Here is a 23,794-nt window from a genome sequence, read left to right on the forward strand (position 1 = left end):
GTCCTATCCTGCCATCTCGCCGGCGCGATGCCGCCTGCCGCGCATTCGCGATCTCCGTTCGTGCCTCGTCAGTTGACGACCAGCCGGGTGCGGGAGCCCGGCTGCTCCTCGACCGCCGGCAGCGGCGCCACCGCCTTCGGCTGCAGCACGTCCTTCGTCGGCCCGAATGCGCGCATCCGGCCTTCCGCCAGGATCAGCGACTTGTCGCTGAGCGCCAGCAGCCCGATCTTGTGGCTGACGAAGATGACGGTGCGCTTGCGGTCGCGCAGATCCTTCAGCGCCCGCAGCAGGGCTTCTTCGCCCTCCATGTCGAGATTTGCGTTCGGCTCGTCGAGGATGACGACGGCCGGATCGTTGAACAGGGCACGCGCCAGGCCGATGCGCTGCCGCTGGCCGCCGGAAAGCTGCCGGCCGCCGACGCCGATCTGCGTCTCGTAGCCGTCGGGCAGGTTCTGGATCATCTCATGCACGCCGGCACGCTGCGCGGCGAGAATGACGTCCTCCGCCTCGGCATCCTTGAACCGCGCGATGTTCTCCGCGATCGTTCCGCCAAAGAGCTCAACCGTCTGCGGCAGATAGCCGAGATAGTCGCCGAGTTCGTCCTTGTTCCAGTGCGAAAGCTCCGACCCGTCCAGGCGCACCGCGCCTGCGAGCGGTGTCCAGACGCCCACCAGTGCCCTGGCAAGGCTGGACTTACCGGCGCCGCTCGGGCCGACCAGCGCCATGGTTTCTCCCGGCTGGAGCGAGAAGGTGACGCCGCTGACGATCGGCATGCGCGACCCCGGGGGCGCCACGATGATCTGCTCGGCGGCGAGGCCTCCCTGCGGCCGCGGCAGCTTGGTCCGTTCGGGTTCATCGGGAATGCGCGCGAACAGGTCCCGCAGCCGGCCATAGGCCTGCCTGGCGCCGATGAACTGCTTCCATTGACCGACCACCTGGTCGACCGGGGCGAGCGCCCGCCCCATCATGATCGAGGCGGCGATCATCATGCCGGGAGTGATCTTGTTTTCCAGCGCGAGATAGGCACCCAGGCCGAGGATCGCCACCTGAAGCGCCATCCGCACGAATTTCGACGTCGACAGCAGGACTCCGGCCCGATCGCTGGCGCCCGCCTGCAACTCGAGCATGCGCCGGTGCATACCTGACCACCGGTCGCGCAGGTTCTGCTCCATGCCCAGCGCTCGGATCACCTCGACGTTCTGCAGCGTCGTCGTGGCGAAATGCTGGGCGGTCTGCGAGCTTGTGCTCGCATCGTTGAGGGTCTTCTTCGTCAGCACCTCGTTGAGCAGCGTCAGCACGAAGATGAGGGCCGCGCCGCCGGTCGCCAGCCAGCCGATCCAGGGATGGAACATGAAGCAGACGACCAGGAAGACCGGTACCCACGGCACGTCGCAGATGGCGATCAGCCCCGTTCCGGTCAGGAATTCGCGCAACCGGTCGACGTCCATGAGCGCGAATTCGGACTTTGTACCCGGCTGCGTCAGGCTGGCCGAAACGACGCGGGAGAACAGCGGGCCTGAAACCGTGTTGTCGAAGCGCAGCCCCGCCCGCACCAGCACGCGCGAGCGTATCCATTCGAGCACGCCGTATAGCGCAAGCATGGCCACGGCGATGCCGGTCAGCACCAGTAGCGTCATCTCGCTGCGGCTCTGCAGCACCCTGTCGTAGACCTGCAGCATGTAGAGGGGGCCGACGAACATCAGAATGTTGATCGCCGCGCTGAACACCACCACCGACCCGAGGACGGATCGATAGGACCGCAGCCCATCGTTGAAGATATTCTTCGGCTTCATTGAAGGCCCGCAAGACGACAAAATTTTAACAAAGAGTTTCGCGCGGGCGGCTGTTTTGCCCCGAACGACACCCAAGCTCAGCTCCCGGTTATACTGCCGAACCGCTCACCCTACAATGCCGCCGGGCGCCAAGTGTGTAACCAATCGGCGATTTGGTAAAGCGCGAGCTATCCCTTCTCCCGCCGGCCAAAGGCTCGGGTAGCCATGAGTTGACGGCCCGTCGCTCGACTTGGCGGCTTGACTTGAGACATCACGGACAGCGGCGGCAAAGACTTTACCGCGGGCAGTGCGCTGCCCGCGGCTCATCCTCCCACTCGTGGGTGACGATCGCCATGAAATGCTCCTGGCCACCGCCGGAACTGGGGCGCGCCGCGACTAGACACCGCGCTTCCATCGGTTGTACTCATAGGTCATCATTGTTGACCAAATGATGTCACCAGCGATTGGCGAGCGGCATGGCCGCATGACGGGACGCTACGGGCTGCCTGAGCAGACCGGACGGGGAACGATCGACGTGCGCCTGCCTCTCCGTAAGGCAGTGCCGGTTTTGCAGAGTGCCCGCCCTCCGGCGGCTGATACGGAGTCTCGATAGCCGGACTGGACGGTTCCATCTGCAGGATTGAGTTTTCGACCCCGGCCGGGGTCGAACAGACATGGTGAAGCTCATGCGAAGAAGGGAACGGACTGTGATGGACGCTGACAAGGGTATCACGCACTACGCGCAGGAACCGAGCCTGCAATCCGTGCAGCCCCTCGCCTCCCGTTCGCTCTTCTGGAAGGCACGATATGTGCGCGCCTCCAGGCTCTTGCCCAACATTCCCGCCCTGTTCTGGCTGACCGAGGTCGTGCGGCCGACCGTCTTCCTGGCTCCCGAGATCGGCGACGGCGTCGCCTATTTCGCGGTGTGCCAGTCGGTCGAGCGGAACGGATTGGAAACCAGGTGCTTCGCCTCCGCTGTCGCGGGGATTGCCGAGGACCAGCGGCGCTACAACGACGAGAACTATTCGGACTTTTCATTCATCCTCCCCCGCAAGGGCTGGGAGGGCCGCAGCCGCATAGCGGGCATCGACCTGCTCTACGTATCGCAGGCGTTGCTGGACGAGGAGCAGCACAGCCTCCTCCGGGCGCTGAAGTCGCAGTTGTCCGAGCGGTGCGTGGTCATCTTCGAGGGCCTGGATCATGTGGACGAGCAGGTCGGCAAAGACTGCATAGACGCTCTCGCCCTGGAATCCGCGACCAGGATCGGGTTCGAGCAGGGCCCTGGGCTGACGGTTTTCTTCCGCGAGGCACTGCAGAACGAACGGCTGCAGCAACTGGCCAAGCTGACGCTGGGCGGCCACGGCTACGGGGCCGTCCAGACCATCTTCACGCGGCTCGGGCAGGCGCATGCGGCCGAGCAGGCGATGCATGCGCTCGAAGCAAGGCAGGCGGATTCGAGCGCGGCGCTGGCCATGCATGTCGAGCAGGCGGAAAGGCTGCAGTCGGAGGTCACCGAACTGCGCGGAAAGCTCGAGGAGAGCGGGCGCGCCTACGACGCCCGCAGCCGCCAGATCGCATCGTTCCAGTCCACGATCTTCGATCTCACCTCCAGACTGGATACCGGCGAAGCGCAAAGGTCGGCGGAATTGGCCGAGGCGAAAGGGCGCATCGCCCGGTTGCAGGACGCATGGGCCGAATCGGAGAGCGCAAGGGCCGCCAATCAAGCGACTTTTGACGAGATGGCGGCCCGGCTTGCCGCGCGCGACGAGGAACTGGCCGCAGTCCGGGTCGGGGCGGAGCAACTTGCCGGCGAAATCGGTCGGCGGGAGACGGTCGAGCGCGATCTGAACGCGGCACTGGCCGCCCAGGAAGAAGCGCTGAGGGAACTGGTCTGGGAGCGTGACGAGGCGAGAGCCGCGCAGGCGGAAGCGGCTGCCGGTTACCGGCGCGCCGAGGAGGAGTTGGCACGGCGAGGCACGCTGGAGGACGAACTCCGGGCGCAGCTTGCCGAACGGGCCGGTCTGGAGCAGGGCCTGAACGCCAAGGACGCCGAAATCGCATCGCTGGCCGGAGAGCTCGAACGGCAGAGGGCGGCGGAGGCCGAGCGGAGCCTGCAAGCCGCCGCCCGAGACGACGAACTGGCGCGTCTGCGCGGGCTGCTGACCAAGCTGGAGACGGAGCACGGCGCCGAGCGGGAAGCGTGGCACGACGAAATCGGCCGGCGCGACGCCGAGCTGTCGCAACTGCGCGCCGAACGCCAGGAAGAGGAAGCGCGGCATGAACGCGACCGCCAGCGGCTGGAGGGCGAGGCCGCGCAGCACCGGTCCGACGCCGTGGCGCTGCGCGACGAGATCGAGGAGCTGAAGCAGGCCCGGTCGGCCACTGAAAGCGAGGTGCAGCACCTCAACCGGGAGCTCGCGAAGAACAAAGTCGTGGAGGCGGACGTCAGGGTAGAGCTGCATCAGGCGCAGTCCGCTCTTGCGCTCCGTTTCGACGAGCTTGCGCGCATGACCGAGCTTTGCGAGCAGCGCGGCGCCGAACTGGCGGCCGTTAGCGCCTCGCTGACGCGGTTGCAGTCCGAGCACGATCTGCTCGTTGCAAACCATGGCGAGGCCGTCGAAGCGCTCAAGGAGGCGCGCCAGGAGTCCGGCACGGAAGCACGCCGCCTGCAGCGCGAACTGAAGGCCAGCCGCGCCGCAGAAGAGACTTTGAAGGCGGAACTGGCAAGCGCCAACGCCGCGCTGTCGAAGCTGCGAGCCGACCGGGACCGGATGGAGAAGAGTCGCGACGAGGCCTCTCAGGCGCTCGATGAGGCCAGGAAGGAAGCTGCGGCGGAAGCGCGCCGCCTGCAGCGTGAGCTGGAGGCCAGCAGCGTCGCGGAAGAGACTTTGAAGGCCGAGTTCGAGGAGGCGCGCAGCAATCTAGCACGGAGATTCGAGGAGATTGCCCGCATCACCAGCATCGCTGATGAGCGCGATGCCGCCCGCAACGCGCTGGAGCGCGAAATTTCTGCACTTCGTGATGCCAATGAGCAGCTGCTCACTGAGAAGCAAATTCAAAACGAGATCAGGGCATCTGCACTAAAAAGCGGCAAGATAAGCCTTAATCGTGGGCTGACAAGTAGATTCCTCACCAAGCAAAGTCGTGAGGCTCTGGACGTTATACGTGCATCTGAGTTCTTCGACAGCAGATGGTACTTGGAGACTTATAGCGATATTGCCGAAGTGGGTCTTGACGCAGCGCAGCATTATCTTTTTTATGGTGCATACGAAGGACGAAACCCAGGTCCTCGCTTCGATACCATGGCTTATTACGGAGCCAACCGGGACGTGTCCAGGTCCGGGGAGAATGCGCTCGTCCATTATGAACTTCACGGTAGGGCCAAGAGCAGGCCGTTGACGGAGAAGCAGAGACGAAAGGCTTGAGGATGGAGCTTCAGGAGCAACTGCGGCATCTAAGGAACTCCGGTCAGCTTCATTCGAAGTGGTATCGCGACCAGTATCCCGACGTAGGCATCCTCGGGATGGACCCCGCAGAGCACTATCTGAAGTACGGCGCGCGCCTCGGCCGCAACCCCGGCAAGAACTTCGACACCAGATATTACGTGGAGCGCTATCCCGACGTCGAGGATTCCGGCCTGAATCCCGTCGTGCATTATGTGCTGCACGGGCAGACGCAAGGGCGGGCCTACAGGGTCGATACGAGCGACGTGGACGTTGTGCGCCGGCTGTACCGCAAGCTGTGGGCGGGCCTGGGTGAGAGTGCTGCCGTGGAGCTCGAGGAAATCGCCCAGGCGGAAGGCTATTCCAACAAGGCTAGACGGGTCGCGGCCGTGACGGTCGCTACCTGGCTGGACTATAGGGGCGATTCCTTCAAGGCGCTCGGTATATTGCTCAAGGCCGCATATTCGTCGTCGCACGCCGGTTCGTCGAAGGATGTGCAGATGCGGCTTGGCTTTCTCCGCCTTAATTTCGGAGATGCTAAGGGCGCCGGTGCTTCGTTCGCAAAGATCCGCCAGCAGCAGGTCGATTCCGACGTCTATCTGGCGCTGGCCAATGTGCAGGACGACGACGAAGCGCGTCTGGCACAGATAAACAAGACGTTCCACAGAAATGACCTGGCCGAAATCCGGCTGCGAAAGACCGGCGAGCCGCTTGCCCTGTCCAACATAGAAGGAGTGCCGACGCCCTGCGCGCAGGCCGATGTAGGCAAGGTGTCCGTGATCATGCCGGCCTATAGCGCAGCGCGCTTCATCGATGTCGCTCTCCGCTCGCTTTGTAAGCAAACGTACCAGAACCTCGAAATCATCGTGGTCGACGATTGCAGCCCCGACGACACCTATGACGTCGTGTGCCGGCTGGCCGCTTCGGACAGCCGGATCGTGCCGGTACGGCAGGAGCGCAACCAGGGCGCCTACCCCGCCCGCAATCGTGGGCTGGAGGTGGCTTCAGGCGATTTCATCACAACTCACGATGCGGATGACTGGTCGCATCCGCAAAAGATCGAGCGGCAGATCGGGGCTCTCGTCCAGAATCCGGATCTCATGGGGGTCCTGACCCACTGGGCGCGGGTCCATCACGATCTGCGCTTCACCACCAACTGGCGGCTCTCCGATCAGGTCATTCACTGGAGCCACTCGTCTTTCCTGTTTCGACGCGCGGTGCTCGATCGGCTCGGCGGCTGGGACAATGTGCGCGTGTCCGCCGACACAGAATATATCTGGCGGGTGGAGAATGCTTTCGGCGAGGCGGCGGTGAAAAAGCTGCTGCGCGAAACCCCGATGGCCTTCGCTCTGGACGATGAAAGCTCCCTCACACGCACCAAGCTTACGCACGTAAGCACGACATATTACGGGCTGCGGCATTATTACCGAGAAATTTGCAGGTACTGGCATGAAAGCGTGGGCGGGCGCCTGACACCGGAACAGGAAGAGATGAAGCGGCGAATGATACCGCGTCAGATGTTCACCCGGGACGAGTCCGCGATCGTGGTCGACGAGCATCTGCTGGGCGATTGTTCCGACCCGGCGGTTGTGCGCCAGATGACGGCGGCGGCCCGGGACGGCACGATGCGCTACGGGATCACGCACGTGATGGACCCGAAGAACGATATCGAGTGGCCCATGTATGCCCAGCGCTTCTGCGACGAATTCTTCGAACTCCTGGCAAAGGAGAACACAGCCGTCATCGTTCCTGGGGCTGCCTGCGAAGCCGCTAAGACGAGCAACTTCACCTAAGCAGTTGACGATCCGACGGCGCTCCTGCCGTGTTATCCAACAACGGGATTTCAGATCAGGCGAATTGGAGAAAGAAGTGGACGCAATAGTTTTAAGCCCTTCGCAAATCAAGATGAAGTGCCCGATCTGCGCGGGAAGCACATTTTATGACTTCAGAGGTCGCCTGAATAGCCGTTGCTCGACCTGTCATTCGGTCGAGCGGACGCGCGTCGCAAAGCTGTTTATCGACAAGATCGTCAAATTGAAGCCTGGCGCAAGAATTCTCCACTTTGCTCCGGAGCCGGGATTGTCGAAGTTTTTCCAGTCGCTGTCACTCTCGGCATATGAGCCCTGCGACCTGGATCCCGAGCGTTACGACATCGGGATGCCGATCAGGAAGTTTGACCTTTGCAGTGACCTGGGTTCGCTGAAAGAAAGCCACTACGATCTGATCGTGCACAATCATGTGCTCGAGCATCTTCCATGCAATTACGCGGTGGTCCTCCAGAAGCTGCAACAAGCGGTCAAGCCTGGCGGCTACCAGCTTTTTTCAATCCCGATGCAGGTAGGCGGCTACTATCGCGAAGACCTGGATCGCAAGCTGAGCAGCAAGGAAAGGGCTGAGAAGTTCAAGCAATTCGACCATTTCCGCATGTTCGGAAGCCTTGATTTCGACCGAACCGTCGGCATGGTGCTGGGCATCGACAAGGACTACGACCTTCGGGACTATTTTTCGGAAAATGATCTCCTCGCCGCCAATATTCCTAAGCGGTGGTGGCGTCTGTGCGGCGCTTCCGTTTTCCCGGTCAAACGGATCTAGTGGATGGTCTCCTTGAAGGCATTCGGCGCCAGCCGGCCATGCCGGCATATCCCGGACGTGCCGGATCTCGCGGATGTCGCGGTCGGCGCGTGCGGAAAACGTGATCATCTGTTTTTCCGCAACAACCCGGACCATTCTCGCATCTTCGTGTTTTTCAACGGAGAGATTCCGGCTCATCTCCTGGGCCAGGGACCGACGTTTCAGCGATGGACTTGGGCTAGCGATTTTTCCAATCCCGTCCTGTGCGTCAGCGATGCATCGGTAGACGGCCGCGATGACCTGCAAATCGGCTGGTATGTCGCGGACCGGGATGGCGGGACCTTCGACGACTTGATGGATCTGGTCGAGGACGTCTGCACCAGGACAGTCGGGAAAAATGCCGAGATCGTGTGCGTTGGGTCATCGGCAGGCGGTTTCGCCGCCCTTATGGCGGCCTGCCGGAACCGGTGCGACGGCGCGGTCGTTTTCAACCCTCAGGTCGACATCATGCGTTACCGCGAGCGGGCCATCTCGCGTTTCATGGCGCGCTTTTGTCCGGATATGGGCGATTCTTCGGGCCAATGGGGAGATCGAACATCGCTTATAGAGAGTATCCCACGCTATAGCGCACGCGCGAAGATCGTCTACTGGCAGAATACCGACGATCACTTTCACTTCCGAAATCATTGTAAGAATTTTAGGGATGCAGTGGCGCGCCTGCCGGCGGAGATCCAAAAGAATGTCTCTTTTAATTTTTACACCGATCCAGTCGCCGGGCACAATCCGCCTACGAAAGAGCGTTTTTTGGCGGCGATAGAACGCGCTTATCCAGGCGCGACGAACGGAAGGCCACAGACATCGGTTGGAGTTCGGTTCGCCAGGCTCGTTCGGCAACTCCTTCGATCGCCTGTTGCCGACCGGCTTTCCGCCGAGCGCGCAATGCTGTCCCCCAGCGATCTCGAGATATCCTGAGGATCTCCAATGGATCATATAGGAACTCCGGCTCTCAGGGAGTCGCCCTACAGCACCCAGGATTACTGGCGTAAACGCAGCGACATGCTTTATTACCGGTACATCGACTATATGGTGCGCACGGTCGGCGTCTCGGCGAAAAGCATGCTCGACGTCGGCTCCGGCAACTGTCCTTATCTCGATTGGTTCGACTGGATTCCCGAGCGCGTTTCCGTCGACATCCGTGTGCCCTATCAATCGGCCAATGTGAGGCCGGTCAAAGGGGACATCTTCAAGCTCGACTTCGGCAAGAAGTTCGATCTTTGTTCCTGCCTGCAAGTTCTCGAGCACGTGCCCGACGCGAAGCGCTTCGCCCGAAGACTTCTGGAACTAAGCGATCTCGTGATCATCTCCGTGCCCTACAATTGGAGCGGTCGCCCTACCCGCGGCCACGTGCACGATCCCGTCGACTACGAAAAGGTGTCGGACTGGATGGGGCGGCAAGCCAACTACAAGATTGTGGTCGAGGAGCCGTTTCAGGGTTCGAAGCACAAGCGACTGATCTGCGTCTACGACGTCGATCCGGACCGCAAATTCGGTCGCGAGATGGCCGAGAAGAGAATCGCCCGCTCGTGACAAGGGAAGATGCACGACGTGCTTGATTTTCGTAGAAGAGGCGGAGAAATGAGTAAGAATTTCCCCGGATCGGATAAGGCAATTCGGCTGCAAGAACTTGATTTCGATCAGCTGAAAGAAATGAAGAAGGTAGACGATGACGCGAAGGCGCTCGCCTTCTACTACTTTCATCTGGCGATGATCTACGAAGCTCGCGCCCGCAAGCTGCGAGGGTCGGCCCAGTGGCGGGCCAGGATCGCGCTGAGCCGGCTGGCCGGCGGCATGTTCCCGCGCTGGCTGCATCCGCTGTACAGCGCCGAGGAATACATCAAGACCGCCCGCCAGCGCGCCGGGAAGCTGGCGCGCAAGGACAGGAACGCCGAGATCGACGCGATCCCGGCTCCACCCGTCTTCGACGAGATCGAATATGCGCTGGTCAACGGCTCGGTGGCCGGCGGGGGCGATTCCACGATCTTCCGCGATCTGTGCGGGAAATCCATGTCCGACATATTCCGGACGGTCAAAAGCTACGTCACCCGCGACGACATCGTCTTTGTCACCCGCTTCCGACGATGGTTGCGCGCCAATCCGGAAGCGGCTGGCGACAAGGTCGTTTCGGTGCTGGATCTGGCCGATATCATCGTCGACAACCGCAACGGCCTGTACTCCCTGCAGACGCGGAAATGCGCCGCCTTCCTCGAAAAATACGGGGCGCAGCCATTCGTCCTGGCCTCGATGTGGCAGGAATTCTTCGACATCTATGCCAATGCGTTAGCCCGTGTGGGAAAGGCGGGCGAGGCGATCGACGTCCTGAATCGCGGATCGAGCCGGCTGGGTGAGCCGCCCGCCCTGCTGCGCAAGAAGGCGTCGATCCATGCCTGGGCGGGCGATGCGAAATCGGCTCTCAAGGAGTTGGGCCGGCTGGAGGCAGACCTGCTGACCTTCTCGCCGCGCGATCAGATACTCAAGGCCTTCCTGCTCGAGACGCAGGGCGACCACGAGCTCGCCCGCTTCGAACTGGAGCGGGCGCTGCGGCGTCCCAACTGCCCGTCGGACGCGCATCTGATGATCTCCAACATCGCGTTGAAGCAGGGCGATCTGGCGTTGAGCAAGATGTCGATCGACAAGTGTTTTGCCTCCTACGCGCTGCGCGGCATCGCTTTCGCAAATGCGGACAGGCCGCTCGCCCTTCCCAACATCGTCAACATCCGCCCACCCCGCAACAATTGGGGGCCGCTGGTCACGGTGATCATGACGGCATACCAAGCGGAAGCGACCATAGGCTTCGCCGTCGAGAGCGTTCTCGCGCAATCCCATTCCAACCTGCAGCTCGTCGTGGTCGAGGACTGCGGCGACGACTCCACCCTGAATATCCTGAAGAAACTGGCCAGGGCGGACGACCGTATGACCGTGGTCGCCAACAAGGCGAATGTCGGTACCTACCGGTCTAAGAATAGCGTCCTGGCCAGCGCCAGGGGAAGCTACGTGACGTTCCATGATTCCGACGACTGGTGGCACCCGGATCATATCCAGGAACACCTGAAGTTCATGTCCTTGCGGACGGAACTGGTCGCGTCGACGTCGCGATGGGCGCGGATCGACGAGGAGGGACGCTTTCTTCTCAGCCGCTCCGGACTCATCCTCCACCACAACCCGGCGTCGATGTTCGTGCAGAAGAGCGTCTTCGACGAAATCGGCGGCTTCGATGCGAACACGACCGGCGCCGACAGCGAGTTCCTGCAGCGGATGCGGACCGTTTTCGGGCCGAATGCGGTCGGCGTGCTTCACAAGCCGCTGGCCTTCGGCCTGCACCGTGCCGATTCCCTTACCCAGTCGGGCACCGCGGCCTATGACGAGAACCGCTATTCGCCGGTCCGGGAGGCATACAGGGCGCAATGGCTCGAATGGCAGCGTCAAAGCGCCGGCGGTCGCAAGAAACTCCATATCTCGTTCGAGGAGCATGTCTCCCGGTTTTCCGAAGCGGAGACGGCATGATCTCGGGCTGCGGGTTGCATCGCATCGGGCAATCCCGCCAAGATTCCGGCTCGCGGCAGCCGCGCCTTATCGGGCGGCCTGCGTTGACCGACAGGGCGAACGGGCTCAGATCCCTCTCTGGCGTTGTTTGTGAGGCTTCATGGACGAGAAATACACGCTGACCATGCCCGAGGCGGAGGCCGACTGCGTGCGGGCGGCCTACGAAGCGGCACGGGTCATCCTTGAATACGGGTCGGGCGGCTCGACCGTCATGGCCTCCAAAAGGCCGGGCAAGCTCATCTTCAGCGTCGAAAGCGATCGCGACTGGGCGATGGGGCTCCAACTCCATATCGACGAGGCGGACCTCCCCTCGCCGGCCATGCTCTATCATGTGGACATCGGCCCGACAGGCACGTGGGGCCGCCCTCGGGACAGCCGCTCATGGCAACTGTTCCATCGCTATCCGCTGGCGATATGGGACGAGCCGTTCTTCCGCCAACCGGACGTCGTGTTGATCGACGGCCGTTTCCGTCCCGCCTGCCTGGCAGCCGTCTGCATGATGGTCGATCGTCCGGTCACTGTCCTGTTCGACGACTATGTCGACAGGGAAGCGTATCATCAGGTCGAGGAGTTCGTGAAGCCGACCAGGACCATCGGCCGCATGGCGGAGTTCCATGTCGAGCCGGGATTGGTGGAGCGGAACAATGTTGCCCGGCTCATCGCCGCATATGCGGAGGTCACCTATGCAAAGGGAAAAAGATACCAAGTATACAATGAGTAGCGTCTCTTTCCTTGTGTCAAGTTTGTGCTGGCCTTTTCTTTGCGAAACGGACATAATGAATGGTTTCGCTCAATTACACCTTCCTAGACAGCACAAAATTCGTAAATATAGCGAATATCCGCAAAAGTTCTTGACTAATAGACAAACCAAGACCCTAATGCCTTCAGGGAGGGTCTTCCGTGGCATAACCACAAAAGGGGACCTGTTGTGAGAATCGCGGTAATCGGCGCCGGCTATGTCGGCCTTGTCTCTGGAGCCTGCTTCTCGGATTTCGGCTTTGAAGTCGTCATCGTAGACAAGGACAAGAGCCGCATCGCCCGGCTGGAAGCCGGGAAAATTCCGATCTATGAACCGGGCCTGGAAGATCTGGTGGCGCGCAATCGCGATGCGGGCCGTCTGTCGTTCACGGCGAGCCTGCCCGCCGCCATGAAGCGTGCGGATGCCGTGTTCATCGCCGTCGGCACGCCGACCCGCCGCGGCGACGGCTTTGCCGACCTGACCTATGTCTATGCGGCCGCCGACGAGATCGCGCGCTGCCTCGCGGGCCCTTGCGTCGTCGTCTGCAAGTCGACCGTGCCGATCGGCACCAACCGCGAGGTGTTGCGCCGCATCAAGGCGATCCGCCCGGATGCCGCCGTGGACGTCGCCTCCAACCCGGAGTTCCTGCGCGAAGGCTCGGCGATCGAGGACTTCAAGCGCCCGGACCGCGTGGTGGTCGGGGCTGAGTCCGAGCAGGCCCGCGCCGTCATGCAGAGCCTCTACCGGCCGCTCTCTCTCAACGAGACGCCGATCCTGTTCACGGGCCTGGAAACGGCGGAGCTCATCAAATACGCGGCGAACGCCTTCCTGGCCACGAAGATCACCTTCATCAACGAGGTCGCCGACCTGTGCGAGCGCGTCGGCGCCAATGTGCAGGAGGTGGCGCGCGGCATCGGCCTCGACCGGCGCATCGGCCCGAAATTCCTGCATGCCGGTCCGGGCTATGGCGGATCGTGCTTTCCCAAGGACACGCTTGCCCTGGTCAGCACCGCCCGCTCCGCCGGCGCGCCGATCCGCATCGTCGAGGCCGTCGTCGACGTGAACGAGGCGCGCAAGCGGGCAATGGCCGAACGCGTGCTGGCCGCCCTGGACGGCGATCTCAGCGGCAAGACCGTCGCCGTGCTCGGCCTGACCTTCAAGCCGAACACCGACGACATGCGCGAGGCGCCGTCGCTGGTGATCGTGCCTGCCCTGCAGGCCGCCGGCGCGCGCATCCGCGCGCATGATCCCGAAGGCATGGCCGAGGCTGCCAAGCTGCTCGACGATGTCGAATGGTGCGACGGCCCCTACCATGCGGCGGAGGGCTCGGACGCCATCGTCGTCATAACCGAATGGGACGCCTATCGCGCGCTGGATGTGGTTCGGCTGAAGCGGCTGATGAAGGGCGACGCCTTCTTCGACCTGCGCAACATCTACAAGACGGCCGAGATGGCAGACCGGGGTTTTCGGCATTTCGGCATCGGCATCGGCCAGCCTGGCATCGCCGAAAAGGTTGCCGAGCCGCTGAAGAGCGTCGCCGTCTGACCGTTGCCGGCCGGCGACGTGCCGCGCGGTCCTCCGTCTTGCCTCGATTGGCGCTTCGGCAACCGGCCAGCCCGGCGCTCGAACCGCTTTCCAAGACAGCAGCCCCGCAATCGTTGCAGTGCAGCAAAGTTGTTGCAACGCAACGAAAACGCCGTACTATCGGCTGACTGTCCGACGCAAGCGTGAAGGAAAAATAGCAGCTGCGGCTTCAAGCAAAGATGCGTGACGCGATCCAGCGGGAAATCTATAGACCATATATCTACATCCGCTCTGCAATCGCGGATGGCATGTATGCTCAAAAAATAATCGGATTGTCCAAGAATCTTCCTGACAATGGGCGAAAAACCGCCGTTCTTGTCGGGTTTTCGAAGTGGAAGTCGTTCATGGTCGATTTTCTTCCCGACCATAACGTCATCTTCCTCGGTCACAGCCCCCGCGTCGGTCCGCGCACGCTGGAGACGATCTTCACGATGCCGCGACCGGAGATCTTTGCCTGGAGCTACAAGTTTCCGAGCGGATTGCGCGGCCTGTGCGAGCGCGAGGGGATTCCGCTGGTCGTGGTCGAGGACGGCTTCCTTCGCTCCCTCGGACTGGGTGTGAACAGGACAAAGCCGCTCAGCCTGGTGTTCGACCGCAAAGCCATGCATTTCGACTACAGGAATCCGTCGGAACTCGAGACCATCCTCGCATCCCATGATTTCGCCGCCGATGCGCGGCTGATGCGCCGGGCCGACGCTCTCCTCGACACCCTGACCAATTCGGGTCTCACCAAATACAACTTCTGGAGCGATCACGGCCGGATCGGGGATCTCGGCCTGCGCCGGAACAGCCGGAAGATCCTCGTCATCGGACAGGTGGAGGCCGACCTTTCCATCCGCTACGGCGCGGCGAAGCCGATGACCAATGACGAACTTCTGCAGATCGCGCTCGACGAGAACCCCAACGACGAGGTTCTCTTCCGGCCCCATCCCGAGAGCGTGGCGATGCAGCGCCGCGGCGCCACGCCGGCGCTGGCCGGCAACGGCAGCAGGTATAACGTGCTCGGCCCCCACTATTCCCTCGCCGAATGCCTGGAGGCGGCGGACCGCGTCTATTGCATCACCTCGCTGGCCGGCTTCGAGGCCGCCTTGCGCGGCAAGAGCGTGACGCTTTTCGGCGCGCCCTTCTATTCCGGCTGGGGGTTCACCGACGACCGGCATCCGGTGGCGCGCCGCAAGCGCCGGCTATCGCCACGCGAGGTGCTGGCCGCGGCGTATTGTCTTTACCCGCGCTACTTCCATCCTCTGTCGAACGCGCCGATCTCCTGCGAGGACGCGGTCTCCTGGCTCAAATCCGAGCAGCGCGTGCGGCGGCAGGTCGCGCGCTACGCATGAAGGCAACCGCTTGCGCGACCGCGCCGGCGCAACAAGTCCGGCGCGGAGGGCGCCGACACCAACAATCGGGAAAAACTGCGTTGACACGCGCGCCGCGCCCGCTTACATCGGCGGCGCTGCCCAGATGGCGGAATTGGTAGACGCGCACGGTTCAGGTCCGTGTTCCGCAAGGAGTGGAGGTTCGAGTCCTCTTCTGGGCACCATTCCATTGTTTTTGCTCATGTTTCTGGCTTTTCGACCCCAACTGGTACACAGGGCTGGGTCACATGGGCTTTGCGAATGCCGTCGCCGACGAGGTGGGGCGGTACCGGGCAATTCTGGTTCCGGCGACGCGTTCCTGCGGACATTCCGTTATCAGCGTGTGGATGTCGGCGGTTATCGGGCGTCCAGCAGTCTGCGCACGACAGAGATGCCGCCACCGTCAAAATGAACGGTGAGATCAAATTCCCGCTGCGTACCCGCGATCCAGCCGTCGCGACCGATCTCGTGCCGACAAAAGATCAAATAGGTCCGCTTGGACGGCGCGTTCTCGGCATAGTTCCGGCGTCGCCGAACAGGCTTTGGAACAGTGGTTGATGCCAAAGCTTACCTGAAACCGGGTCTTATCCGCGGAAAACCGCAGTTCTTGTGATAAATTCGCCCGTTTGCGCTTGTGAACGGGCACCAGGCTACGCAAAAACCATCCGCTCCCGCTCAAACAGCAGCACCGTCTCCTCTCCGAGACGCGCCTCCACCGGATCGCGGAACCCGCACTTCTGCGCGACCCGGAGCGAGGCATGGTTCTTCGGATCGATGATGCAGACCTGCCGCCGGCCGCGCAGCTCGCGGTCGCCCCAGGCCACCACCGCGCCGACGACTTCCGTCGCAATGCCGCGTCCATGCGCTTCCGGGACCAGCGACCATCCGGCCTCGGCAAACCCTTCGATCGAAGGCGTCAGGTCGCGCCTGAGTTCGTGAAAACCGGCTTCGCCGAGAAGGCGCCCGCTTTCCTTCTCCTCGATCGCCCAGAAGCCGAAGCCCGTCATCGCCCACATGCCGGCATGGCGCAGGAAGCGGATCCAGCTCTCCTCGCGGCTCCGTGCCCTCCCGCCGATGAAGCGCGTCACCGCCGGCACGGTCCACATCCTTGCATAGGCGTCGAAATCGCCAGGCTGGTGTGCCCGCAGGACCGTCCGCGCGGTCTCGAGCGAGGGAATGCGGACGAGCGTGGCTTCCGGCATGGGTCGCGGTTCCTGCACAAGGTCCGGCACGATAGACGGAGCGGACGGGAGCCGATGGAGCCAACATTGCGGTGGCCGGCAGGCCAGCAGGAACCTGTCGATCCGCGAGTGGTTGGCGCAACGTCTTCGCCAAACGAAAACCCCCGGCGGTGCCGGGGGTTTGCAGGCAGGATTTCGATGTCGGGTGGTCAGGCGACGGCGCCGTTGATCCAGTGCGACAGCGCCGTCTTGGGCAGCGCCCCGACCTTCATGTCCGCCACTTCGCCATCCTTGAAGATCATCAGCGTCGGGATCGAGCGCACGCCGAACTGCGCGGCAAGCTCCGGGTTCTCATCGATGTTGAGCTTGGCGATCTTCACCTTGCCGGCGAGTTCGGTCGCGATCTCTTCGAGCGACGGGCCGATCATCTTGCAGGGACCGCACCACTCGGCCCAGAAATCGACGACGACCGGCGCCTCGGCGTCGAGGACGTCGGCCTTGAAATTGTTCTTGTCGACCTTGACGGTGGCCATGCGGGAAATCCTTTCCGGTTCGAATTCGTACAAGATGTAGTGGCGCGGGCAATCGCCTTCAAGCAGTTGTTGTTTCACGCCATGGTGAGTCGGACAAGGGCCTCGTCCATCGCCGCGGCCGGCAGCACGATCAGCCGCGGCGCCTCGGTGAACAGCAGCGCGGCCGACACGGTGCGGCCGGGATAGATCGGCCGCAGCAGCGATCGGTAGAGCGCCAGCTGCGTGACATAGGCCGGCGGCACCTGTTCGAGCCCGGACGGCGCCGGGCGGTTGGTCTTGTAGTCGACGATCCGCACCTCGCGCGCCGTCACCGCCAGCCGGTCGATCTTGCCGGAGATGGCGCGCTCCTCGCCGCGCACGGCGACGCGACCCATCACCGCCACCTCGGCGCGCGAGCCATGGGCAAACAGCGGCCGGAAGTCTTCCGCCCGCAGGATGCCGAAGACGGAGGCCAGCGCCCGCTCGCGCTCGTGCTCCGGCCAGTGCGCGGCGGCGCGGCCGAGATAGCGGCGGGCCGCCGGCTCGCGGTCCTCCTCCGCCAGATCGGGCAGTACCTGCAGCAGCTTGTGCAGCACGGTACCGCGCTCGATGGCGAAGGCCGGCTCGGCCTCCGGGTCGAGCACCGGCGAGCGGCCGGACACCACCGCCTCGCCCGGCTCGACCACCAGGGACGCCGCGCCGGAGGGTGCGAGCGGCCGCGGCAGCGCGCGCGACGGCGGCAGGGGCCGCAGCAGGCTTTCCGGCAGGGATTGCGCTGCTGCCGGCGCCTCATCGGATTCGGCAACCGCCGCCGCTGGGCTGACCGCACCGTTGACGCGAAAGCGATGGACGGCTCCCGCCACGGGGTGATCGATCTCGATGCAGCGCGGATCGCCGGTCAGGGCCGCCCGGACCAGCGAATGCCACGTGGTAGAGGCCGGCGGCCGGCGGCCGTGGAAGCCGCAGACGATCAGCCGGTCCTCGGCGCGCGTCATGCCGACATAGAGCAGGCGGCGGTATTCGTCGTCGGCGCGCTGGCCGATCTCGGCCTCGAGCTGCCGCATAAAACCGTTGGACGTCTCGCCGGGCGCGCGCCACAGATACCCCTTCGCTCCCGCCAGCCCACCCTTCGGCGCGAACGGCACCAGCCGCGGCAGGTGCTGCGCGCTGAACGGCTGCGAGCCGCCGTCGGCCAGGAACACCACCGGCGCCTCCAGGCCCTTGGCGGCATGCGCCGTCATGATGCGGACCTCGTTGCGTGTCTGGTCCATCTCGCGCTTGATCTCGGGCGCGGCCTGCTCCAGCGTCGCCAAAAAGGTTTCCAGGCCGGGCTGCCCGGCGCGCTCCTGCGCCAGCGCGAAATTCAGGAATTCGTCGAGGATGTCGCCCGCCTCCTGGCCGAGCCGCGCGATCATCCTGGCGCGCACGCCATCCCGGCCCAGTACCCCGGCATAGAACTCGAACGGCCTGCGGAACGCCGCCTCGTTGGCCCAGCGCTCCAGCCGCCCGGCCGCCTCGGCGCAGTCCGGGTCGGACGCGGCGCGAGCCCGCAGCGCCTCGCCGAGCGAGCCCGGCCGGCTTGCCGCCAGCCTGAACAGCGCCTCCTCGTCGAAACCGAAGACGGGGCTCTTCAGCAACGCCGCCAGCGACAAATCGTCCTCCGGCTGCAGCAGATAGCGGCCGAGCGCGATCATGTCCTTGACGGCGATGTGGGCGGGCAGGCTCAGCCGGTCGGCGCCGGCGACCGGGATGTGCCTGTCCTTCAGCGCCTTGGCGAGCGCATTGACGAAGCTGCCGCGCTTGCGCACCAGCACCAGCACGTCGCCGGGCGTCAGCCGCTTGCCGGTGCCCTCGATCACCTCGCCGGATTTCAGCCAGTGCGCGACGGTGCGGGCGATGGTCTCGGCCAGCCGCACCGCCGGCGCGGTCGCATGGTCGATGGCGATCGTCCAATCGTCCGGTTCCTCGACCGTATCGGCCCCGACCGACGGCCAGACCTCGACATAGCCCGGCGCGCCGGCACGGATGGCGTTGTGCTCGACCGGATCGCCGGCGAAGGTGAGGCCGCGGCGAGCCTGCTCGGCCGAAAACACGCGGTCGACGGCACCGAGCACGTCGTCGGTAGAGCGGAAGGAGAGCGTCAGCCTCACATTCTCGAAGTTGCCGGAGACGCCGCGCACCTTCTGCGAAAAAGCATGGCCGCTGGCGGCGAAGGCTTCGGGCGCCGCGCCCTGGAAGGAATAGATCGACTGCTTCTCGTCGCCCACGGCGAACACGGTGCGCTGCACATCGTCGCGTGCGCCCTTGCCGGCGAAGAATTCCTCGGCGATGCGGCCGACCACGCTCCACTGGTCCGGGCTGGTGTCCTGGGCCTCGTCGATCAGGATGTGGTCGATGCCCTTGTCGAGCTTGTAGAGCACCCACGGGCCGGCGTCCTGGCGCGAGAGCAGCCGGACGGTGCGGGTTATCAGGTCGTTGAAGTCGAGGAAGCCGCGGCCGGTCTTCAGCCGCTCGTAGCGGCCGATCAGCCAGTCGGCGATAGTCAGCGCGGCGCGGGTGTTCTCCAGCATGGCAAGCAGCGCCAGCCGGTCGCCGGTGCGGATGATGGCCTGACAGGCCGCCTCGTACCGCTCCGGCAGGTCTGGCAGGCGGCCCAGCAACGCCTTGCTGAACAGCCAGGTGGGTTTGTACGGCTCGCCCTTGGCGCTGAGAAATGCCTCGGCGAGCAGCGGCAGCCGCCTTTCCGGATCGGACTCGGCAAGCGCGCGCGCGGCTGCCGGCAGGACGATGTCAAGCACGCGGCCGGCGCCGGTCTGCTGCGCCGCCGCGGCGAAGGCGTTGAAGAAGGCGGGCGGGAAGCCGGGTAGCGGCCAGGCCGCCGCTGAGACCTGCGCCCGGGTCACGTCCGACGCGAAGCCGAACTCCTCGAGCAGGGCGGCATAAGGTGGATCGTCGCCGGCGACCGTGTCGATGAAGGCGCGCAGGCCGTCGCGGTTCCTTAGGATTTCGGCGAGCAGCGCGTCGAGCCCGGCCTCGCCGCCGCGCTCCAGCACCGCGGCGAAGGCGGCGGCAAGATCCGGCGCGTCGGCGCCCACCGCGCCGGTCAGCAGCTCGCGACGTGCCTCGGCATAGAGCGCCTCCTCCATCAGCGGGTCGAGCATCTCGAAATGCGCGGCGATGTTGGCCTCCAGCGGGAACTGGTGCAGCACCGCTTCGCAGAAGGCGTGGATGGTCTGTATCTTCAATCCGCCCGGTGTCTCCAGCGCGCGGGCGAAGAGCTGGCGGGCGCGCTTCAGCTTGGTGCGGCCCGGCCTCCTGCCCTCCATCGCCTCGATGCGCTCGGCCAGCGCCTCGTCGGACAGCATCGTCCACTCCGACAAGGTGGTGAAGACGCGGTTCGACATGTTGGCGGCCGCCGCCCGCGTATAGGTCAGGCAGAGGATGCGCGCCGGGTCGGTGTCCTCCAGCAGCAGGCGGATGACGCGCTGCGACAGGACATGCGTCTTGCCGGATCCGGCATTGGCCGACACCCAGGCGGAATTGGCCGGGTCCGACGCCCTGGCCTGGGCGTCGCGGGTGGCTTCGGGGACTGGGTAGGTGCGCTTCATGACGGCACGACCCCGGAGGTCCCGCCTTCGCGCGTCATCGTACCCCCACCCCTAACCCCTCCCCTCAAGGGGGAGGGGGACTTTGCGGCCGCTATGCCATGCGAAATCGTTGGCAATTGGCGCCTGGCGGAGACGCAAGCCAGTTCCCCTCCCCCTTGAGGGGAGGGGTTAGGGGTGGGGGTAAGGCCGCATGCGACATCTCCTGCCTTGTGGGGGAGATGTCCGGCCCATCCGACAGGCTCAGGACGGAAGGGGCGGGCGTCGGGCGTCAGGATGTCAGACATCGCCGCCCTCCGTCTCGTCCCCGCCGGCGGACCATTCCAGCACGCGGGCGAGGTGGTCGTAGTCGCCGTCGACGTCGCCCTCGCGGAAGGGCAGCGCCCGCGACAGGTAGCCGGTCGAGGGCAGCGCGTAGTGGTCGAGCAGCTTTTCCAGCCGCGCCCAGGCCTCCTCGCCGAGGTCGCCGGCCGTGCGGATGCTGCCTTTGATCTCCAGAATGGATTCCGGCACCACCTCGCCATTGGCCTTCAGCCGGACGTGGGCGAGGTCGGCGGGCTCGCAGTGGCCGATGTCGGCAAAGGCGCCGCGCCTCAGGAGCGCGGCCTCCAGCGCCAGTTGCGGCGCGATCAGCCGGTGCGCCTGCACCTTGGACGGCGACGAGCCGGTCTTGTAGTCGAGGATGTCGGCCATCTCCGCCGGCAGCAGATCAATCCGGTCGGCGCGGCCGGAGAGCGTCACGCCGCTGCGGCCGACCGGCGTCTTCGCGGCACTCGCCTCCGGCACGCGTGCCCGCACGACGCGGCCCGCTTCCCAGGCGATGACGTTCGCCGCCAGCTTGGCGAAGCGCGGCCACCAGACCGCATGGACGTCCGCCGGCAGGGCGAAGGCGGCAAAGCACGCGCGGCCGGCCTCGAGCAGCACCTCGAGCGCCTGCGGCGCGGCGGGGTCGACGCCGGATGCGGAGAAATCGTGCAGAATCTCGTGAAACAGCGTGCCGCGCTCGGCAGCACCCGGATCGCGCACCAGCGCTTCGAGCGGCATGAGCTCCAGGATGCGCCGGGCGTAGATCGCATAGGGGTCGCGGCGCAGCGTCTCGATCTCGGTGACGGAGAAATGCCGCGGCCGCATCTCCAGCGGCGGCTTGGGATTGGGTCGCGGAGCCAGCATCTCCTCGCCGCGCACATCCAGCGCCCGCGCCCAGGCGAGGTAGTCGGCGCCGCGCCGGCGCATCCGCCCGGCCTCTTCCGGTCCGACGAAGGTGAGGATGCGCTGCAGCCAACGCGAGGCGACGGCGGGGGATTCGCCCGATCGCGCGGCACGCGTCAGCAAGAGCTGCTCGACCCCCATCGCCATCTCGAAATCATGGGCGGACTGGCCGATGCGGCGCTCCGGCGGCTCCAGGTCGATGCCGATCTTCATCACCCGCGACAGGAACCGGTCCGACACCGCCTTGCGCGGCCACACGCCTTCGTTCAGGCCTCCGACGACCAGCGTATGCGGCGACAGCAGCCGCGCCTCCAGCGCGCCCCAGATGGCGACGCGGCTGTCGGAACCCTGTGCCGGCTTCACCACCTCCGGAGCTATCAGCGCGTCGAACACGTCCGGCCATTCGCGCGGCGCGAAGTCGTACGCGGCTTCCGCAGCCACCAGCCCGCGCAGGAAGGAGGCGAGCTTGTCGCCGGCGTCGCCGGCATAGAGTGCGTCGAGCCCGCCATCCTCGCCGCGCCCCAGCGCCTCCAGCGTCACGACCGAGACGCGGGCAATCTCGGCAAGCTGCACCTCGCCGGCCGTTGCGATGGCGGTAAGCGGCGCCAGCGCTTCGTCGAGCGCCGCGAGCACGGTTCGCGCCTCGCGGAGATCGTCCATGGATAGACTGGTCAGCCAGAACGGCCTGCGAGGCGCGCCGGCGAGCGCCTCCAGGCGCTGCTCGAACAGCTTTGCCAGCGCCGAAACGTCGGGCCTGCCATAGCCGCCGCGCAGCGCGACGAGCTCGATCGCCTCCACGGCGCGGCGCACGGTGGTGCGTCCGAGGCCGAGCGACAGCAGTGGATGCTTCAGCAGCGCCAGCACCGGAACCGGATCGCCGGGCTGGAAGACGGCACGCAGCATCAGCGTGAGCAGTGCCGCCGGCGGCGTGCCGGAAAGCGGCGTGCCGCCCGAATCGTCGGCGCGGATGCCGAAGCGCAGCAGCTCGGCCGAAACGCGGCGGGCGAGGCCGCGGTCGCCGGTAACCAGTGCCGCGGTGCGGCCTGGCGTCTCCACGGCGCGCCTGAGCGCAATGGCGATCGCCGCCGCCTCGTCGCGCTCGTTGGCTGCATCCACCAGCGCCACGCCGGAGAAGGCGGCGGCCACGTCTTCCGCGCTGAAGTCGGCGCGACGTGCGACCCAGGTGTCGGTAGTGCCCGCCGGACGAAACGCCTCGCCCACCAGCCGGCCCCGCCTCGCCAGCGCGGGCGCAGGCGACGCGATCTCGTCCACCTCCTCTCGCGGCACGCCGATGCGCCGCAGCAGCTTCGCCAGGCCGAACTGCGGATGGCCGAGGATGGCCGGCTCCGGCTCGAGGTCGTTCAATGCTGCCCAAGATATTTCGTCCATATCGGCGTCAAGGCCGGGCAGCACCAGCGCGCCGCGTGGCAACCGGGCGATGACGGCGAGCAACTCCGCGGTGGCGGGAATGGAGCCGGTCGAGCCGGCGGCGATCACCGGGCCGGCCGGCGGGCGCGCCTTCAGCCGTGCGGCTTCCGCCAGGATCAGCGCGTTGCGATGCGCCGCCGGATTGGAGCGCCGGCGGGCCGCCAGGAGCTCTGGCCAGTGTTTTGTGACGATGGCGAGGAAATCGAGCGTCACCTGCCACCAGCCGGCGAGGTCGCCGGCCACCAGCTCGCCGAGCTTCGTCCAGCCGGTGCCTTCCGTCTCGACCTCGTCGATCAGCGCGGCCAGATCGCGGGCGAGCCAGACGGCGTCGGCGGCGGAGGCCGGAACAACCACCTCCTCGGCGAATTTTGCCGCCACATGGGCGGGCAGCCGCTGCTTCCACAACCGCACCATCGGTGCCAGGAGCAGCAGCCGGTCGATCGCGGCGAGCGGCGGATCCAGTTCCAGCGCAGCCTCGCTCCCGGCCTCAAAGGCAGCTCCGTCCTCGTCGAATTCGCCGAGCGGGCGGATCGTCGGCAGGATCACCGGCCGGCCGGCCGCGCGCTCGACGAATTCGCTGCGCAGCTCGCGCGCGGCGCGGCGCGTCGGCACGTAGACGGTGACCTCGGCCAGCGCCAGCGGATCGCCGTCCGCCCGGAAGTCCGGCACCAGCCGGCCGTCGGCCAGCGCCTGCGCCAGCGTCGGCAGGAAGGGCAGGCCGGACGGGATGGTCAGCACGCGCGGCTGCGGCCGGGTCGTCATGTGGATGATTTCGAACCTCGCTCGCGGAAACCTGCC

General features: G+C 65.0%; 14 protein-coding genes and 1 tRNA gene. 10 read left to right on the plus strand and 5 right to left on the minus strand.

What is annotated here, in order from left to right; genetic code table 11:
- Window positions 1–68: 68 nt before the first annotated feature.
- Window positions 69–1,793, minus strand: coding sequence for a type I secretion system permease/ATPase (locus C7I84_RS20250; protein WP_106774037.1), 1,725 nt, complete (start codon window positions 1,791–1,793; stop codon window positions 69–71).
- 689 nt (window positions 1,794–2,482) lie between these two features.
- On the opposite strand from C7I84_RS20250, the gene C7I84_RS20255 reads away from it, so the two are divergent.
- The 10 genes from C7I84_RS20255 to C7I84_RS20300 all read left to right on the plus strand — a co-directional run bounded on the left by C7I84_RS20255 (window position 2,483) and on the right by C7I84_RS20300 (window position 15,246).
- A complete protein-coding gene (locus C7I84_RS20255) occupies window positions 2,483–5,197 on the plus strand; it encodes a coiled-coil domain-containing protein (RefSeq protein ID WP_133170125.1) in 2,715 nt (904 codons plus the stop codon).
- A gap of 2 nt (window positions 5,198–5,199) precedes the next feature.
- The gene (locus tag C7I84_RS20260; RefSeq protein ID WP_106774039.1) at window positions 5,200–7,008 is read left to right on the plus strand and encodes a glycosyltransferase family 2 protein; all 1,809 of its coding nucleotides are present in this window, start codon (window positions 5,200–5,202) and stop codon (window positions 7,006–7,008) included.
- A gap of 76 nt (window positions 7,009–7,084) precedes the next feature.
- The gene (locus C7I84_RS20265; RefSeq protein WP_165816153.1) at window positions 7,085–7,807 is read left to right on the plus strand and encodes a methyltransferase domain-containing protein; all 723 of its coding nucleotides are present in this window, start codon (window positions 7,085–7,087) and stop codon (window positions 7,805–7,807) included.
- 12 nt (window positions 7,808–7,819) lie between these two features.
- Entirely contained in the window at window positions 7,820–8,758 is a 939-nt protein-coding gene (locus tag C7I84_RS20270) for a prolyl oligopeptidase family serine peptidase (protein ID WP_165816154.1), read from the plus strand.
- Between the two features lie 9 nt (window positions 8,759–8,767).
- Window positions 8,768–9,373: a class I SAM-dependent methyltransferase gene (locus C7I84_RS20275; protein ID WP_106774041.1), complete on the plus strand. Its 606-nt coding sequence runs from the start codon at window positions 8,768–8,770 to the stop codon at window positions 9,371–9,373.
- Between the two features lie 9 nt (window positions 9,374–9,382).
- Complete coding sequence (locus C7I84_RS20280; RefSeq protein WP_106774042.1) at window positions 9,383–11,347, plus strand: glycosyltransferase family A protein; 1,965 nt, start codon at window positions 9,383–9,385, stop codon at window positions 11,345–11,347.
- Between the two features lie 139 nt (window positions 11,348–11,486).
- Window positions 11,487–12,107, plus strand: coding sequence for a hypothetical protein (locus C7I84_RS20285; protein WP_106774043.1), 621 nt, complete (start codon window positions 11,487–11,489; stop codon window positions 12,105–12,107).
- Window positions 12,108–12,314: 207 nt separating this feature from the next.
- Window positions 12,315–13,670 carry a UDP-glucose dehydrogenase family protein gene (locus C7I84_RS20290; protein ID WP_106774044.1) on the plus strand — a complete coding sequence of 452 codons (1,356 nt, stop codon included), beginning with the start codon at window positions 12,315–12,317 and terminating at the stop codon, window positions 13,668–13,670.
- A 383-nt stretch (window positions 13,671–14,053) separates the two neighbouring features.
- Window positions 14,054–15,043 (plus strand): capsular polysaccharide export protein, LipB/KpsS family, encoded by a 990-nt coding sequence (locus tag C7I84_RS20295; RefSeq protein ID WP_165816156.1) that lies wholly within the window; start codon window positions 14,054–14,056, stop codon window positions 15,041–15,043.
- A gap of 118 nt (window positions 15,044–15,161) precedes the next feature.
- Window positions 15,162–15,246, plus strand: a tRNA-Leu gene (locus C7I84_RS20300).
- Window positions 15,247–15,711: 465 nt separating this feature from the next.
- Here C7I84_RS20300 and C7I84_RS20305 read toward each other — a convergent pair.
- From C7I84_RS20305 to addB, 4 genes are all read right to left on the minus strand, one after another.
- A complete protein-coding gene (locus C7I84_RS20305) occupies window positions 15,712–16,263 on the minus strand; it encodes a GNAT family N-acetyltransferase (protein ID WP_106774046.1) in 552 nt (183 codons plus the stop codon).
- A 188-nt stretch (window positions 16,264–16,451) separates the two neighbouring features.
- The gene (gene trxA / locus C7I84_RS20310; RefSeq protein ID WP_106774047.1) at window positions 16,452–16,775 is read right to left on the minus strand and encodes a thioredoxin; all 324 of its coding nucleotides are present in this window, start codon (window positions 16,773–16,775) and stop codon (window positions 16,452–16,454) included.
- A 74-nt stretch (window positions 16,776–16,849) separates the two neighbouring features.
- A complete protein-coding gene (gene addA, locus C7I84_RS20315) occupies window positions 16,850–20,362 on the minus strand; it encodes a double-strand break repair helicase AddA (RefSeq protein ID WP_106774048.1) in 3,513 nt (1,170 codons plus the stop codon).
- Between the two features lie 276 nt (window positions 20,363–20,638).
- Complete coding sequence (gene addB / locus C7I84_RS20320) at window positions 20,639–23,758, minus strand: double-strand break repair protein AddB (protein ID WP_106774049.1); 3,120 nt, start codon at window positions 23,756–23,758, stop codon at window positions 20,639–20,641.
- Window positions 23,759–23,794 lie beyond the last annotated feature (36 nt).

The organism is Kumtagia ephedrae (assembly GCF_003012745.1).
GTDB classification, from domain to species: domain Bacteria; phylum Pseudomonadota; class Alphaproteobacteria; order Rhizobiales; family Rhizobiaceae; genus Kumtagia; species Kumtagia ephedrae.